Source organism: Nocardia rhizosphaerihabitans, assembly GCF_014646295.1.
Taxonomy (GTDB): Bacteria; Actinomycetota; Actinomycetes; order Mycobacteriales; family Mycobacteriaceae; genus Nocardia; species Nocardia rhizosphaerihabitans.
In genome coordinates this window covers 165,055-181,489 of record NZ_BMNE01000009.1, presented here as the reverse complement: position 1 = coordinate 181,489, position 16,435 = coordinate 165,055, and the positions used below count along the sequence as shown (strand labels likewise).

15 protein-coding genes are annotated in these 16,435 nt (G+C 68.1%); 7 read left to right on the top strand and 8 right to left on the bottom strand.

Annotation, left to right across the window (positions count from 1 at the left end):
- Position 1: 1 nt before the first annotated feature.
- The 7 genes from IEY60_RS30035 to IEY60_RS30005 are packed head-to-tail and all read right to left on the bottom strand — an operon-like array spanning position 2 to position 8,789.
- A complete protein-coding gene (locus tag IEY60_RS30035; protein ID WP_189033876.1) occupies positions 2-2,167 on the bottom strand; it encodes a 3-hydroxyacyl-CoA dehydrogenase NAD-binding domain-containing protein in 2,166 nt (721 codons plus the stop codon).
- A gap of 2 nt (positions 2,168-2,169) precedes the next feature.
- Positions 2,170-3,381, bottom strand: a complete 1,212-nt coding sequence (locus IEY60_RS30030; RefSeq protein ID WP_189033875.1) for an acetyl-CoA C-acetyltransferase — start codon at positions 3,379-3,381, stop codon at positions 2,170-2,172.
- Positions 3,382-3,410: 29 nt separating this feature from the next.
- Positions 3,411-4,187 (bottom strand): enoyl-CoA hydratase, encoded by a 777-nt coding sequence (locus tag IEY60_RS30025; protein ID WP_189033874.1) that lies wholly within the window; start codon positions 4,185-4,187, stop codon positions 3,411-3,413.
- Positions 4,184-5,080 carry a 3-hydroxyisobutyrate dehydrogenase gene (gene mmsB, locus IEY60_RS30020; RefSeq protein ID WP_189033873.1) on the bottom strand — a complete coding sequence of 299 codons (897 nt, stop codon included), beginning with the start codon at positions 5,078-5,080 and terminating at the stop codon, positions 4,184-4,186. The genes IEY60_RS30025 and mmsB overlap by 4 nt, the downstream gene beginning before the upstream one ends.
- Positions 5,077-6,147 (bottom strand): enoyl-CoA hydratase/isomerase family protein, encoded by a 1,071-nt coding sequence (locus IEY60_RS30015; protein ID WP_189033872.1) that lies wholly within the window; start codon positions 6,145-6,147, stop codon positions 5,077-5,079. The genes mmsB and IEY60_RS30015 overlap by 4 nt, the downstream gene beginning before the upstream one ends.
- Complete coding sequence (locus tag IEY60_RS30010) at positions 6,144-7,283, bottom strand: acyl-CoA dehydrogenase family protein (protein ID WP_189033871.1); 1,140 nt, start codon at positions 7,281-7,283, stop codon at positions 6,144-6,146. The genes IEY60_RS30015 and IEY60_RS30010 overlap by 4 nt, the downstream gene beginning before the upstream one ends.
- Before the next feature lie 6 nt (positions 7,284-7,289).
- A complete protein-coding gene (locus IEY60_RS30005; protein ID WP_189033870.1) occupies positions 7,290-8,789 on the bottom strand; it encodes a CoA-acylating methylmalonate-semialdehyde dehydrogenase in 1,500 nt (499 codons plus the stop codon).
- Positions 8,790-8,979: 190 nt separating this feature from the next.
- Between IEY60_RS30005 and IEY60_RS30000 the strand changes: the two genes are divergently transcribed.
- From IEY60_RS30000 to IEY60_RS29980, 5 genes are all read left to right on the top strand, one after another.
- A complete protein-coding gene (locus tag IEY60_RS30000) occupies positions 8,980-10,137 on the top strand; it encodes an acyl-CoA dehydrogenase family protein (protein WP_189033932.1) in 1,158 nt (385 codons plus the stop codon).
- A gap of 279 nt (positions 10,138-10,416) precedes the next feature.
- Positions 10,417-10,743: a hypothetical protein gene (locus IEY60_RS29995; RefSeq protein ID WP_189033869.1), complete on the top strand. Its 327-nt coding sequence runs from the start codon at positions 10,417-10,419 to the stop codon at positions 10,741-10,743.
- Positions 10,740-10,907 carry a hypothetical protein gene (locus IEY60_RS29990; protein ID WP_189033868.1) on the top strand — a complete coding sequence of 56 codons (168 nt, stop codon included), beginning with the start codon at positions 10,740-10,742 and terminating at the stop codon, positions 10,905-10,907. The genes IEY60_RS29995 and IEY60_RS29990 overlap by 4 nt, the downstream gene beginning before the upstream one ends.
- 162 nt (positions 10,908-11,069) lie before the next feature.
- Positions 11,070-11,861 carry a GTP pyrophosphokinase gene (locus tag IEY60_RS29985; protein WP_229740255.1) on the top strand — a complete coding sequence of 264 codons (792 nt, stop codon included), beginning with the start codon at positions 11,070-11,072 and terminating at the stop codon, positions 11,859-11,861.
- A 176-nt stretch (positions 11,862-12,037) separates the two neighbouring features.
- Entirely contained in the window at positions 12,038-12,835 is a 798-nt protein-coding gene (locus IEY60_RS29980; protein WP_189033866.1) for an SAM-dependent methyltransferase, read from the top strand.
- A 10-nt stretch (positions 12,836-12,845) separates the two neighbouring features.
- Here IEY60_RS29980 and IEY60_RS29975 read toward each other — a convergent pair whose 3' ends face one another.
- Entirely contained in the window at positions 12,846-14,090 is a 1,245-nt protein-coding gene (locus IEY60_RS29975) for a PucR family transcriptional regulator (RefSeq protein ID WP_229740263.1), read from the bottom strand.
- Positions 14,091-14,217: 127 nt separating this feature from the next.
- On the opposite strand from IEY60_RS29975, the gene IEY60_RS29970 reads away from it, so the two are divergent.
- Complete coding sequence (locus IEY60_RS29970; protein WP_189033864.1) at positions 14,218-15,141, top strand: SMP-30/gluconolactonase/LRE family protein; 924 nt, start codon at positions 14,218-14,220, stop codon at positions 15,139-15,141.
- Between the two features lie 33 nt (positions 15,142-15,174).
- Positions 15,175-16,434, top strand: coding sequence for an acyl-CoA dehydrogenase family protein (locus IEY60_RS29965; protein ID WP_189033863.1), 1,260 nt, complete (start codon positions 15,175-15,177; stop codon positions 16,432-16,434).
- The last annotated feature ends 1 nt before the right edge of the window (position 16,435 follow it).

Here is a 16,435-nt window from a genome sequence, read left to right as displayed (position 1 = left end):
CTCAGCCCAGTGTTTCCCCGGCGGCGGCCTTGGCCCGCAACGACTCCGGGACCTCGAACCGGTCACCGTAAGCAGCCCGCAACTCGTCGGCCCGCGCGACGAAGCCGGCCAGGCCACCCGCGTACTGGTTGATGTACTGGATCACGCCACCGGTCCACGCCGGGAAACCGATCCCGAAAATCGAGCCGATATTCGCGTCCGGCACGGTGCGCAGCACACCTTCGTCGAAACACCGCACGGTGTCGAGAGACTCAGCGAACAGCATCCGTTCCTGCATGTCGATGAACGGGATGCCGTGATCCTCGCGGGTGTACTTCTCCACCAGGCCGGGCCACAGGCCCAGCTTCTTGCCGTCGGCGTCGTACTCATAGAAGCCGCGGCCCTCGAGCCGGCCGGGGCGGTCGAAGTCGTCGACCATGGCGTCGACGAGCGGGTACGCCTTCGAGTCGACCCAGCGCTTGCCCTCGGCGAGCAGGTTCTCGCGCAGACTGCGCCGGATCTTCTGCGACAGCTTCATGTTGATCTCGTCGGTCAGTGCCAGCGCACCGACCGGGTACCCGGCCTGGGTGGCGGCCTGTTCGACCGAGGCGGGGTGCACGCCCTCGGCGACCAGCGCGATGGCCTCGTCCATGAACTGGCCGATGACCCGGCTGGTGAAGAACCCGCGGCTGTCGTTCACGACGATCGGGGTCTTCTTGATGGCCAGGGTGTAGTCGACGGCGCGCGCGATCGCCTCATCGCTGGTCTGCTCACCGACGACGATCTCCACCAGCGGCATCTTGTCCACCGGGGAGAAGAAGTGCAGACCGATGAAATCCTGCTGCCGCTGCACACCATCGGCGAGATCGGTGATCGGCAGCGTGGAGGTGTTGGACCCGAGCAGGGCATCCGGGTTCACCAGGTGTTCGATCTCGCCGAACACCTTCTTCTTCAGACCCGGATCCTCGAACACGGCCTCGACGACGAAGTCGCAGCCCGCGGCATCGGCCGGGTCGGCGGTCGGATGGATGCGCCCGAGGATCTCGTCGTACTTGTCCTGGGTGATCGCGCCCTTGCGCAGCGCCTTGTCGAGCAGCTTGCGCGAGTAGTCCTTACCGCGCTCGGCCGCCTCGATCGTGACGTCCTTGAGCACGACCTGCATGCCGGCGCGGGCCTGCACATAGGCGATGCCCGCGCCCATCATGCCCGCGCCGAGCACGAGGACCTTCTCCGGCGTGCGCACGGGGAAGCCTTCGGGGCGGCTGCCGCCCTTGTTGATCGTCCCCAGATCGAAAAACAGGGACTTGATCATGTTGGTCGAGACCTGACCGCAGATCAGGTTGGTGCAGTAGCGGGTCTCGATCGCGAACGCGGTGTCGATATCGACCTGCGCGCCCTCGACCGCCGTGGCCAGCACCGCGACCGGCGCCGGCATCGGCGCGCCCTTGAGCTGCTTGCGCACGTTCGCGGGGAACGCGGGCAGGTTCGCGGCCAGCGCGGGGCTCGACGGTGTACCGCCGGGGATCTTGTACCCCTTCACATCCCACGGCTGCGCGGCCTCGGGGTTGGCCGCGATCCAGGCGCGGGCTTTGTCGAACATCTCCTCGCGGGTGGCGGCGACCTCGTGGATGATCCCGACCTGCAGCGCCTTGGCAGGCTTCATCCGCTGGCCCTGGCCGACGACATTGAGCACCGCGTTGGTGATGCCGAGCAGTCGCACGGTCCGGGTGACGCCGCCCGCGCCGGGCAGCAGGCCGAAGGTGACCTCCGGCAGGCCGAGCAGGCTGCCCTTGGCGTCGAGCGCGATTCGGTGATGGGTGGCGAGGGCGACCTCGAAGCCGCCGCCGAGCGCGGTGCCGTTGATCGCGGCGACCACCGGCTTGCCCAGCTGCTCGATGCGGCGGAACGCGGCCTTGTAGGTGTCGAGACCGAGGGCGATCTGCGGCGCGGTCTCCGGGGTCGCGTTCATCAGCAGGTTCAGGTCACCACCGGCGAAGAACGTGTCCTTGCCCGAGGTGAGGATGACACCGTCGTAGGTGTCCTTCTCGGCCTCGAGCCGGTCGACGGCGGCGGTGAGGTCGCGGGCGAACGCCTCGGTCATGGTGTTCGTCGACTGGTTCGGGTCGTCGATGGTGAGCACGAGTACCCGGTCGGCGCCGAGCTCCCAGGCAATCATGGTGTCGGTCATGGTCAGATCCTCTCGATGATGGTGGCGATGCCCATGCCGCCGCCGATGCACAGCGTGATCAGCGCGCGCCGCGCTCCCCTGCGCTCGAGCTCGTCGACCATGGTTCCGGTGATCATGGCGCCGGTGGCTCCCAGCGGATGGCCCATGGCGATGGCGCCGCCGTTGACGTTGAGCTTCTCGTCGGGGATGGCCAGCTTCTTCTGGTAGTTGAGCACCACCGACGCGAACGCCTCGTTGAGCTCGAACAGGTCGATGTCGTCGACCGTGAGCCCGGCCAGTGCCAGCACCTTCTCCGTCGCCGGGACCGGCCCGGTCAGCATGATCGTGGAATCGCTGCCGCTCACCGCGGACGCGACGACCCTGGCCCGCGGCGTGAGACCCGCTGCGACACCGGCGGATTCGCTACCGATGAGGACCAGCGCCGAACCGTCGACGATGCCCGAGGAGTTGCCGGCGTGATGGACGTGGTTGATCTTCTCGACGTGGTGGTAGCGCTGCAGGGCGACCGCGTCGAACCCGCCCATCTCCCCCATCGCCGCGAACGACGGGGTCAGCCCGGCCAGGCTGTCCACCGTGGTGCCCGGGCGCATGAACTCGTCGTGGTCGAGCAGCACGGCACCGTTGATGTCCTTCACCGGGACAACGGATTTGGCGAAGTAGCCACCCGACCAGGCCGCCGCGGCCTTCTCCTGCGACCGCACCGCGAACGTGTCGACATCCTCGCGGGTGAAGCCCTCGATGGTGGCGATCAGGTCGGCGCCGATGCCCTGCGGCACGAAGTAGGTGTTGTAGTTGGTGACCGGGTCCATCGCCCACGCGCCACCGTCGGAGCCCAGCGGGACGCGCGACATCGATTCCACGCCACCGGCGATCACCAGCTGCTCCCAGCCCGAGCGCACCTTCTGTGCCGCGGTGTTGACCGCCTCGAGGCCCGAACCGCAGAACCGGTTGAGCTGCACGCCGGCGACGGTGTCGGGCAGTCCGGCCGCGAGCGCCGCGGTCTTGGCGATGTCGGCGCCCTGGTCGCCGACCGGGGAGACCACGCCGAGGACGATGTCATCGATGGCCGCCGGGTCGAGCCCGGGATACCGGGCCTTCAGCTCCTCGATGAGCCCGACCACCAGGTCGAGCGGTTTGACGCCGTGCAGGGCGCCGTTCTTCTTGCCGCGTCCGCGCGGAGTGCGGATCGCGTCGTAGATGAATGCCTCGGTCATGGTTCCTCGAAACTGTGTCGTGTGACAGGTCAGCGATGGGTGAAGTGCGCGGGCCGCTTGTCGACGAAGGCGTTCATGCCTTCCTTCTGGTCCTCGATCGCGAACAGCGAGTGGAAGACGCGGCGCTCGAAGCGGATTCCCTCGGCGAGGGTGGTCTCGAAGGACCGGTTCACCGCTTCCTTGGCGATCATGGTGACCGGCAGCGACTTGGCCGCGATGGTCTCGGCGACCTCGGCGGCGGTGTCGAGCAGGTCGTCGGCGGGCACGATGCGCGAAACTAGACCCGCCCGTTCGGCTTCCTCGGCGCCCATGTTCCGGCCGGTCAGCACCAGGTCCATCGCCTTGGCCTTGCCGACCGCGCGGGTCAGCCGCTGGGAGCCACCGATGCCGGGGATCACGCCGAGTTTGATCTCGGGCTGGCCGAATTGCGCGGTGTCGGCAGCGATCAGGATGTCGCACAGCATGGCGAGCTCACAGCCGCCGCCGAGGGCGTACCCCGCGACCGCGGCGACGGTGGGCTTGCGGAACTGGGCCAGGCGGTCCCAGCGGGCGAAGAAGTCGTCCATGAACATGTCCATGTACGACTTGGGCTGCATCTCCTTGATGTCGGCGCCCGCCGCGAAGGCCTTGGCGGAGCCGGTGATCACCACCGCCCCGATCTCGTCGTCCCGCTCGAGTTCGTCCAGGGCGGCGACGATGTCGTCGAGGACCTGGGTGTTGAGCGCGTTGAGGGCCTTCGGCCGGTTGAGGGTGATCCAGCCGACGCGGTTCTTGCGCTCGAGCAGGATCGTGTCGAAGTCGGTCACTCGGATCCCTCCCCGGAGCGGTCCCGGATGTCGGTGATGATCGCGGAGAAGTCGCGTCCCGCGTCGGTCTGGTTGAACCGCTCGTAGATGGCGGCGGCCAGTGCGCCGAGCTGTCCGTCGATCCCGTTGGCGCGCAAGGCGTTCGCGGCCAGAGTGAGATCCTTCGACATCAGCGCGGTGGCGAAGCCGGGCTGGTAGTCGTTGTTGGCCGGGCTCGCCGGCACCGGTCCGGGGACCGGGCAGTAACTGGTCAGCGCCCAGCTCTGGCCGGAGGCGGTGGAGACCACGTCGAAGAACGACTGGTGGCTCAGGCCGAGCTGCTCACCGAGCACCAGCGCCTCGGACAGCCCGATCATGGAGATACCGAGCAGCATGTTGTTGCAGATCTTGGCGGCCTGGCCGACACCGGCGTCACCGCAGTGCACGACCTTGCCACCCATCACCCCGAGCACGTCGCTCACGTCGGCGAAGTCGGCGGCCGCGCCGCCAACCATGAAGGTGAGGGTGCCCGCCGTCGCACCGGCCACACCACCGGAGACCGGGGCGTCCAGCGGCCGGTGACCGGCCGCGACCGCCTGTGCGGCAGCGGCTTTCGCGTCGGCGACGTCGATGGTGGAACAGTCGATGAACAGGGTGCCCGGTGCCGCGGCCGGCAGGAGCTCGGCGTACACGTCGAGGACGAGCTTGCCGTTGGGCAGCATGGTGATCACGACGTCACGGTCGACGGCGGCTTCGGCGGCGGTGACCACCACCGACGCACCCTCGGCGCGCGCCTGCTCCTGCGCGGCGGGAACCGGGTCGAAGGCGAGCACGTCATAGCCCGCCCGCACCAGGTTCGCCGCCATGGGCGCGCCCATGTGGCCGAGTCCGAGGAAACCGATCTTCTTGGTCATCGCTGTGCCTCCTGTGTGGTCGCGCCGAGTTCCTTGTCGCCCAGCTCGGCGAAGTACGCCGCCACCTGCGCGTCGGTGACCTCGGCCAGGGTCGCGGGCTCCCACCGCGGATTGCGGTCCTTGTCGATGACCTGGGCGCGGATCCCCTCGACCAGATCGTGCGAGCCGAGCGCGGCGATCGAGACCCGGTACTCCTGGTCCAGCACCGCCTCGAGGCTCGGCAGCTCCCGCGCGGCCCGCAGCGACCGCAAGGTGACCTTCAGCGCGACAGGCGATTTGGCCAGCAGATCGTCGCGTGCCTTGGTCGCCTCGGGCGAGTCGGCGGTCTGCAGGCGGGCCGCGATCTCCTCGACGGTGTCGGCGCTGTAGCAGGCATCGATCCAGCTCTGCTGGGCCAGCAGGTCCGAGGCAGGCGCCTGCTCGGCGACCGCCGCGATCGCCGCGTCGACGTCGGTGGTGCGCAGCCCGTCGAGCAGCGCCGGGAGCGCGTCGGACGGCACATAGTGGTCGGCGAAGCCGGCCGCGATGGCATCGCCCGCGCTCATCCGCGCGGTGGTCAGCGCGACGTGGGTGCCGAGCTCGCCCGGCGCCCGCGAGAGCAGGTAGGTGCCGCCGACGTCGGGCACGAAACCGATCCCGACCTCGGGCATCCCGATCCGGGAGCGTTCGGTGACGATGCGGTGGCTGCCGTGCCCGGACAGGCCGACACCACCACCCATCACGATGCCGTCCATGAATACCACGTACGGCTTGGGGTAGCGGCCGATGAGGGCGTTGAGGATGTACTCGTCGCGCCAGAACACCCCGGTCGGCGAATCGGCGCCCGCCGTACCGCCTTTCGCGTCGGCATGGATGGCGACGATGTCACCGCCCGCGCACAGCCCGCGCTCACCCGCGCCGGTGACGACGACCGCGCGCACCGCGGCGTCGTCGGCCCATGCGCGCAGCGCGTCGGTGATGGCCAGTGCCATCGGATGATTCAGCGCGTTGATGGCCTTGGGCCGGTTCAGGGTGATGAGGCCGAGACCGTCTTCGACGGCGATCAGCACTTCGGGTTCGTCGGTCATGCCGCTCCTGTCAGCGTGCGGGCGACGACCACCCGCATGATTTCGTTGGTGCCCTCGAGGATCTGATGGACCCGCAGGTCGCGAACGATCTTCTCCAGTCCGTATTCGTGCAGGTAGCCGTAGCCGCCGTGCAGTTGCAGCGCCTTGTTGGCGACCTCGAAGCCTGCGTCGGTGGCGAAACGCTTGGCCATCGCGCACAGTTCGACCTTGTCCGGCGCCCCCGCGTCGAGCGCGGCCGCGGCCCGCCACAGCAGGGTCCGTGCCGCTTCCAGCTCGGTGCGCATGTCGGCCAGGTCGAACTGCAGGGCTTCGTTGCGCGCCAGCGGCTTGCCGAAGGCGTGCCGTTCGGCCAGATACGGCACGGTCTTGTCCAGCGCCGCCTGCGCACCGCCGACCGAGCAGGCCGCGATATTGAGCCTGCCGCCGTTGAGCCCGTTCATGGCGATCGCGAAACCCTCGCCCTCGGCGCCGAGCCGGTTGGCTACCGGCACCCGCGCGTCCTCCAGGATCACCTGGCGCGTCGGCTGCGCGTTCCAGCCCATCTTGCGCTCGTTCGGTCCGACGGTCAGGCCGGGAGTGTCGGCCGGGACGATCAGCGCCGAAATGCCGCGCGCGCCTTCCTGACCGGTGCGCACCATCATCACGTACACGTCGTTGGCGCCCGCACCGGAGATGAACTGCTTGGCGCCGGTGAGGACGTAGTCGTCGCCGTCGCGAACGGCCTTGGTGCTCAAGGCCGCCGCGTCGGACCCGACGCCCGGCTCGGTGAGGGCGTAACTGCCGAGCAGTTCCATCGACGCCATGCCCGGCACCCAGCGGTGCCGCTGCTCCTCGGTGCCGTAGGCGTCGATCATCCAGGTCGCCATGTTGTGGATCGAGATGTAGGCCGCCACCGCGGGGCACCCGGTGGCCAGCTCTTCGAAGATCCGCACGGCGTCGAGCCTGCGCAGTTGCGAACCGCCGACGTCCTCGCGCACATAGATGCCGCCCAGGCCGACCGGGCCAGCCTTGCGGAGCACATCGACCGGGAAGTGTTTGCGCTCATCCCATTCCAGCGCGTTGGGCGCGAGGAATTCGTCGGCGAACTGGCGCGCGGTCTCACCGATCGCGCGCTCGTCGTCGTTGAGTGTGAACACGGCCGGTCAGTCCATCGTCGGGATGACGAACGCGTTGGACTCCTTGAGCCCCGCGGGCCAGCGCTGGGTCACCGTCTTGGTCTTGGTGTAGAAGCGGATCGAATCCGGGCCGTGCTGGTTGAGATCACCGAAGCCCGAACGCTTCCAGCCGCCGAAGGTGTAGTAGGCGATCGGCACCGGGATCGGCACGTTGATGCCGACCATGCCGACCTGCACGCGGGTGGCGAAGTCGCGGGCGGTGTCGCCGTCGCGGGTGAAAATGGCGACGCCGTTGCCGTATTCGTGCTCGTTGGCCAGGCGCAGGCCCTCTTCGTAGTCGTCGGCACGGACGACGGTCACGACGGGACCGAAGATCTCCTCCTGGTAGATCCGCATGTCGGCGGTGACCTTGTCGAACAGGCTCGCGCCGACGAAGTAGCCGTCCTCGGCGCCCTCGACGACCAGCCCGCGGCCGTCGACCACCAGCTCGGCGCCCTCGTCGACACCGATCTGGACGTAGTTGTTCACCCGGTCCACGCCGTCACGCCCGACCAGCGGACCGAAATCGGCGCCCGGATCGTCGGACCGGCCGACATTGAGCTTGTGCACCCGCTCGGTCAGCTTGGCGACCAGCCGGTCGGCGGTCTCCTCCCCCACCGGCACGGCCACCGAGATCGCCATGCAGCGCTCGCCCGCGGAACCGTAGCCGGCGCCGATCAGCTGGTCGGCGACATCGTCGAGGTCGGCGTCCGGCATCACGATCGCGTGGTTCTTCGCGCCACCGAAGCACTGGGCCCGCTTGCCGTTGGCGGTCGCGGTCTCGTAGATGTACTGCGCGATCGGGGTCGAGCCGACGAAGCCGACGGCCTTGATCCGCGGGTCGTGCAGGATCGTGTCGACGGCTTCCTTACCGCCGTTGACCACGTTGAACACACCCGGCGGCAGACCCGCCTCCAGGAACAGCTCGGCCAGGCGCAGCGGCACCGACGGGTCGCGCTCGGACGGCTTGAGCACGAACGCGTTGCCGCACGCCAGCGCCGGACCGGCCTTCCACAGCGGGATCATGGCCGGGAAGTTGAACGGGGTGATGCCGGCGACGACGCCGAGCGGCTGACGCATCGAGTACACGTCGATGCCGGTGCCCGCGCTCTCGGTGTACTCACCCTTGAGCAGGTGCGGGATGCCGACGGCGAACTCGATCACCTCGAGGCCGCGCTGGATGTCGCCCTTGGCGTCGGCGATGGTCTTGCCGTGCTCCGACGACAGCAGTGCCGCCAGACTGTCGATCTCGTCGTTGACCAGGGTCAGGAACTTCATCAGGACCCTGGCGCGCTTCTGCGGGTTGAACGCCGCCCACACCGGCTGCGCGGCGGCCGCGTTGGCGATCACCGCCTCGACCTCGGCGGTACTCGCCAGCGGAACCCTGGCCTGCACCTGCCCGGTGTTCGGATCGAACACGTCACCGAACGCGCCCGAAGCGCCCTTGACGTGCTGTCCGTCGATGAAGTGGGTGAGTTCGCGAACCATGCCAGTCCTTGTCGTGGGTCGGTGCACCCGGGGGCGCAGTTGAAAGGTGATCCAATAGTTGGATGTCCTATCAATTGATACCATGGCAGCACTATTGGCACCTTGTCAACACTTTGCCAAACTATTGACAGACTGCCAACAAGTGCTCACTCTGGTGCGCAAGTCCATCGACAACTGGGAGAGGAACCCGATGAGCACCGCCGATACCGACCGCGGCACCGACGCCGAGTCGGAGCTGCAAGGCCTGGCCGAACTGGCCCGCAACTTCTTCGCGAACACCGTCGCGCCGCACCGCGAGGAGTTCGCCGCGCAGGGCTTCCCGAGCCGGGAGGTCTACCGCAAGGCCGGCGAGCTCGGCCTGTTGTGCATGTCGATCCCCGAGGAGTACGGCGGTGGCGGCGGCACCTTCGCCCACGAGGCCGTGCTGTTCACCGAACAGGTCAAGGGCGGCGATTCGGCCATGCAGCTCGGCGTGCACACCGGCATCGTGCCCCACTACATCCTCGCCTACGCCTCGGAGGAGAACAAGAAGCGCTGGCTGCCCAAGCTCGCCTCGGGCGAGTGGATCGGGGCCATCGCCATGACCGAGCCCGGCACCGGCTCCGACCTGCAGAACATCGCGACCAAGGCGGTCAAGGACGGCGACGACTACCTGATCACCGGCGCCAAGACCTTCATCTCCAACGGCCGCAACTGCGACCTGCTGATCATCGCGGTCAAGACCGATCCGACCCAGGGCGCCAAGGGAGTCTCGCTGGTGGTCGCCGAGGTTTCCGACGACACCCCCGGCTTCGAGCGCGGCAGGCTGCTCAAGAAAATCGGCCAGAAGGGCCAGGACACCACCGAGCTGTTCTTCGACGGCCTGCGTGTGCCGCAGGCGAACCTGCTCGGCGCCGAGGGCGAGGGCTTCATCCAGCTCATGCAGCAGCTGCCCCAGGAGCGGCTGATCTGCGGTGTCGCGGCCGCTGCCGCGATCGAGGCGGCCGTCGACGAGACGCTGGCGTATGTCAAGCAGCGCAACGCTTTCGGCAAGCCACTGTTCGCCATGCAGAACACCAGGTTCGAGCTGGCCGAGTGCGCGACGATCGCCGAGGTGGTACGCACGTTTGTCGACTCCGCCGTAGACAAGCACCTGCGCGGCGCTCTGGACGTCAAAACCGCCGCGATGGTCAAGTACTGGACCACCGATCAGCAGTCCCAGGTGATCGACCGGTGCGTCCAGCTACACGGTGGCTACGGCTACATGGAGGAGTACCCGATCGCCCGAATGTGGGCCGACGGCCGCATCTCGCGCATCTACGCCGGCGCCAACGAGGTCATGAAGGACCTCATCGCCCGCTTCCTCTGACGTGCGCCGCCCGCGCCTCCTCGCCCCCCTGCGCGACGGGCGCGGGCCGGCGATTCCTCCCCGGCGGTGCCGGTCAGCGTGTACGGGAGCGAGTGGTGCGGGCGGGCTCGCTCTTCCAGAAGACATCGCGGACAACAGATCTGGAACACGTACTGCACCAATCCGCGGGTGAGGATGTTCTCGAATTGCAGGCCGAGCTTGGCGATGTTGGCCCCGCCTCGGCGAATTCGACCGTCCCGCAGCAAGCTAAGGTTGTCGGTACTGCCGTTACCGGATAACGTGGACGAAGTCAGTGCACAATTGTTCACTCAACAGTTCAGCGGGGTGGCGGCGATGAGGTTGCTGGTGTCGGCGATGGTAGGCGCCTTGGTCGAGAAGACCGCGGAAGATCGGCAGGCGATCGGCGAGTTCGCGCGGGAAGTGCGGGCCGCGGTGGTCGCTCGCCAGGGGGAGATCGGGCGGGCGGCGTCCGCCTCTGGCCGCGAATTGCTACGGGAGGGGCGTTCACTGGCCTTCGACATCGCCGATCTGGCGGATGCGGCCAGGCGGGCACGGGCAGACCGGCTTCGGAAGGACCAGCGCCGGTCTGCCGGGAGGAAGTGGTGATCGGCACGGCATTGGCGGTGCTGGTCGGACTCTGCGTGCTCGCACTGTGCTCGCTGCTGGCCGGATACGCCGTCGTGGTCGTCATCTACTGGCTCGAACTGCACCGGCGGCCGGTCGTCGCGGAGCGCGATGGCGTGGCGCGAACGGACGAGCGCGCCGGCTGATCGTCCGGATCGTCAGGATTCCGCGGCGAGGCGTACACCGAACCCGACGAGGACCAGCGGCGCGGTGGAACCAGCCGCTGCGCCTGCCGCCACGTCGACTCGTAAACGGGCTCTACCTGGTGCGGCGGCGGCGCTCGCGGCGGAACAGGCACAATGGACTCGATGAAACCTTGGCAACCGGATCAGCTCACCATCGACGACGGCCCGCCCCACAACGGGGAGCGGGTCGTGATCGACGACCTCCGGTTGCTGCGGGAACAGTTCGTCGACTTCATGCTCGGCTACAAGTTCGCAATCGACGAGGTCACCACCAAGATCGATATCCTGCGTGAGGACTTCAACAACGCGCACGAGTACAACCCCATCGAGCATGTGCGGTCGCGGCTGAAGTCGCCGGAGAGCGTGCTGGAGAAGGTCCGGCGCAAGAACTACGCGATGAATCTCGCCGCGATCCGGGAGAACGTGCTCGATATCGCCGGTGTCCGGGTGGTCTGCAGCTTCATCTCCGATATCGACACGATCAGGGCCATGCTGGTCGGCCAGGAGGACATCACCGTCCTGGAGGAGCGCGACTACATCACCCACCGCAAGCCGAACGGCTATCAGAGCCTGCACCTGATCGTGTCGATCCCGGTGTTCCGCTCCGATCGCACCGAACGGATCCCGGTCGAGATCCAGATCCGCACCATCGCGATGGACTTCTGGGCCAGCCTCGAGCACAAGATCTACTACAAGTACCGCGGCGAGGTCCCCCCGAACCTGCGCAGCGACCTGGCGCAGGCCGCCGAGGTGGCCACCCAGCTCGACGAGAAGATGGAAGCCCTGCACCGCCAGGTCGATCGCGGCCCGCAGCCCAAGCGCGGCGCGGTCGATTCGCTCGATCTCAGCGTGCTGTACAACAGCCTCACCGCGGCCCATCCCGTTCACCTGCGGCCGGGCGATCTACCCACCTGACCAGGCCCGAAGCGACCGCGAATTCGGGAGCGTGCGGCCACAATTCGGCGCCTGCCCGATCCACCACCCAGGGGTGGCGTGAATCTTGTACTGTCGCAACAGATCAGGTGCTGTCCCGCCGACGGTTCCTTCCCCGGGATGGGCACCGCTGTCACACTTGCAGAGGAGCGAGGCGTATGGCCGACGTGCACACCCCGGTGATCCGGACCGACATTCCGCATTCGGCGCGGATCTGGAACTACTGGATGGGCGGCAAGGACCACTACGAGATCGACAAGATCGCCGGTGACGCGGGTCTGGCCGTCGACCCGGACATCTCGACCATGGCCGTGCAGTCGCGGCAGTTCCTGATCAGGGCCGTCCGGTTCCTGGCGCGCGAGCGTGGCATCCGCCAGTTCCTCGACATCGGCACCGGACTGCCGACGATGCAGAACACCCACGAGGTCGCCCAGGGCGTCACTCCCGATGCCCGCGTAGTGTACGTGGACAACGATCCGCTGGTACTCACCCATGCGCGGGCGCTGCTGACCAGCACCACCCCCGAGGGCGTCACCACCTACATCGACGCCGATTTCCACGATCCCGAACAGATCATCGCCGACGCGCGCAACGTCTTGAACTTCAACGAGCCGATCGCGGTGATGTTCATGGGCGTGCTCGGTCACGCCAGGACCTACGACGACCTGCTGCGGATCGTCCGGACCGTCCTCGGGGCGGTGCCGTCGGGCAGCCACCTGATCATGTGGGACGGCACCGACGACAGCCAGGCCTACGTGACGCTGTGTGAGAACTACACCGGCACCGGCGGCACACCGTACATCCCGCGGCCGCAGGCCCAGATCCGCGCCGTGTTCGACGGTTTGGAGCTGGTGGAGCCCGGCTTCACGTCGATCACCCAGTGGCAGGCGGAGGGCACCGAGGTGGGCGAGGTCCGTCCGATCTCGGCGTACGGCGCGGTCGCCCGCAAGCCCTGATCGCCAATGGTCAGCGAGGTGGCGACTGCTCGCGATGCAGCAGCCACCACGCGACGACGAGATCGTCGGTGCGGTCGAGGTCGAGGCCGGTGAGCTCGGCGAAGCGGGTGAGCCGGTTGCGAACGGTGTTGCGGTGCAGGTACAGCGCGGCCGCGGTGTCGTCGATGCGCCGGTCGCAGTCGAGATAGGTTTCGACGGTTCCGAGGATCTCCCCGGCCGCACCACCGTGGCGGCGCAGCGGCTCGAGGTGTTTGTCTTCGAGCAGCTGCGCGACGTCCTCGGCCGCCCCGAGCAGTGGTAGCGGGCCGAGGGATCCCAGATCGACCAGACCGCGGCGGCCGTGGCGCACAGCCAGATCGAGCGCGCGCCGGGCCTGGCGATAGGACGCCGGGGCATCGCCGAGCAGCACAGCGGATCCCAGGGCGACCACGCTCTCGTCCGGCAGCGAATCCGGGGTGCGTGGCAGCAGCGCGACGACGTGCTGGTCGACCACCGTGTCCACGACCGGGAGTTCCGCCGTCGATCCACGGGCCCGCAGGGCGGCGAGCAGGTCGGTGGTGGCGGCTGTTTCATTCCATGCGGCGCAGGCGATCCGGTAGCGATGCTCCGGGTCGAGGCGGTGGTCGCGGGCGTCGACGAGCAGCACGGCGGGTGAGAGGGTGCCGTCGACGAGGCTGCGCAGGAAATCCGCGCGGCGGGCGGCCCCGGCCACGGCCCGCTCCTGCGCCACGACGTGCACGGCGGTGGCTGAGGCAGTCGCCCATTCCCAGGTGAGGTCCTGCATCTCGTCGATCTCGGCGGCGGGGATGTCACGGGCCGCGGCGCGACGGCGGATCAGTTCGAAGATCCGGCGCGCGCCGATCTGGAGGCTGTGCGCCACCAGGTCGAGGGGGATCTGCTGGTCGGCCCAGGTTCTGGCGAGGGTGGTGAGCTCGTCGAAGCCCGCGTGCTGTGCTTGCGAGTCGCCGAGCTGGGCGACGACGATGCGCAGCACCGCGCGGGTGTTGTTCTCGATCGAGCTCGCGTCGACCTGGTCGTAGACGGGGATGTGCTCGCGGTACAGCCGGGTCAGGTCCGCCGCGATCTCGTTCAGCTCGGGGTCCATCTCCGCGATCATTGCCGCGATCTGGGCCGCGATCTTGCGGCGGTGTGGTCCCAGCGGGAGGGCCGGCACTGGCCTGCCGATGTGCATATGCACATCAAACTCGGTCTCCGCGCCCATTTCAATGCTGCCGACCGGCGTCGAGAATTGCATCTGCACACGCACAGCGTTGGGAGGCACGATGGGTGATGGTGTTGGGTCAGGGTCGCGCATGGAACCGGTTCGCTGGTCACCGCCGACGGCAACACCACGGGCAGGTACACGGCAGAGTTCCCCACCGATGCCCGCCGTACGACGTATCGAACTCCCCGGCGTCGGACCCGAAGACGTGGTCATCGGCACCGAAGGCCTCGCCTACACCGGAATCGGCGACGGCCGGATCCTGCGTGTCGACCTCACTTCAGGGGCCGTCGAGACGGTTCTGAACACCGGTGGTCGCCCGCTCGGTCTATGCGCGGGTAGTGATGGTTCGCTGCTCATCTGCGACGCGCACCGTGGCCTGCTGCGCTGGCCGGGCACCGGGACCGAGGTCGATGTTCTCGTCGACGCGATCGAGGGTGTGCCGCTGAACATGGCCAGCAATGTCGTGCAGGATCCCGCTGACGGCACCATCTACTTCACCGCGTCGTCGCGTCGATGGCCGCTGGATCAGTGGATGGGCGACATGCTCGAACATTCCGGCACCGGCCGCCTGCTGCGCTACTCCCCCGACGGCACGGTGGACACCCTGCTCGACGGTCTGCACTTCGCCAACGGCGTCGCCTTCGCACCCGATCGCGCCTCGCTGATCGTCGCCGAGACCGGCGCCTACCGGCTCGACCGGTACTGGTTGCGCGGCCCGAAGGCCGGTACGCGCGAGGTACTGATCGACAACCTGCCCGGCTTCCCCGACAACATCGCCCTCGGCAGCGACGGCCTGATCTGGGTCACCCTGGTCTCGCCACGCAACCCACTGCTCGACCTGCTGCTGCCACAACCTGGCCTCGTGCGAAAACTGCTGTGGCAGTTGCCCGATCGACTCATGCCACGGCCGGTGCGCACCGCCTGGGTGATCGCGGTCGATCAGGACGGAACCCTCGTCCACGATCTCCAGCGCGACGGCGCGGCCTACGCCATGGTCACCGGTGTCGCCGAAGCGCACGGCACCCTCGTCCTCGGCAGTCTCGACGAGGCCGCCCTCGCGGTGACCCGCATTCCGGCCTGAGCGCCCCGTTCCCCTTCACCGAAAGCAGACGATATGGACTTCGCCCCCAGCGTCCGCGCCACGGGTCTCGTCGACCGGGTCCGCGGTTTCATCGCCGAGGAGATCACCCCGATCGAGGCGGACTACCACCGCAGCGTCGCCGCCCTGCGCGATTCCGGCGCTGACCCGTGGAATCCGCTGCCCGTGCTCACCGAGTTGCGGACGAAGGCGCGCGCGGCGGGATTGTGGAATCTGTTCCTGCCCGCGGCGCACGCAGGCGAGTACGCCGCGCGGTTCGGCACCGACGGCGGCACCGGCCTGACCAATGTCGACTACGCGCCGATCGCCGAGGAGACCGGGCGCTCGTTCCTGGCTCCGCATGTCTTCAATTGCAACGCACCGGATTCCGGGAACATGGAGGTGCTGCTCCAGTTCGGTACTCCGGCCCAGCGACAGCGGTGGCTGGAACCGTTGCTGGACGGCACCATTCGTTCGGCGTTCGGCATGACCGAACCCGACGTCGCGTCCTCCGACGCGACGAATATGGCGGCGACCGCGATGCTCGACGGCGAGGACGTCGTGATCAACGGCCGCAAGTGGTGGACCACCGGCATCGGCCATCGCGACTGCGCCGTCATCATCTTCATGGGCCTCACCTATCCCGAGGCCGAGAAGCATCGCAGGCACACGATGGTGCTCGTCCCCGTCGACACCCCCGGCGTGCGGATCGAGCGGATGCTGCCCGCGATGGGCCGCTACGACGAGCCGTTCGGGCACGGCGAGGTGTCGTTCACCGATGTGCGGGTGCCCGCCGAGAACATCGTGCTCGGGCCGGGTCGCGCGTTCGAGATCGCGCAGGGCAGGCTCGGTCCCGGTCGCGTTCATCACTGCATGCGGCTGATCGGGCTGGCCGAGTCCGCGCTCGCGGCGGCGTGCGCCCGTGGCGTGGAGCGCACGGCGTTCGGCAGGCCGCTGGCCCAGCTGGGCGGTAACCGGGAGCGAATCGCCAAGGCGCGCATCGCGATCGACGCGGCGCGGCTGCTGGTGCTCAATGCGGCGTGGAAGCTCGACACGGTCGGCGCTTTCGGCGCGCTGAGCGAGATCAGCCAGATCAAGGCGCACGTGCCGATGATGGCGCAGGAGGTCATCGATTTCGCCATGCAGATCCACGGTGGTGCCGGGCTTTCCGATGATGTGCCGTTGTCGGCGGCGTGGACGACCGCGCGGGCGGTGCGGCTGGCCGATGGGCCCGACGAGGTGCATCTGGATGTCGTGGGCCGGCTCGAGCTCGCCAAGTACATGCAGGGGCGGTGAG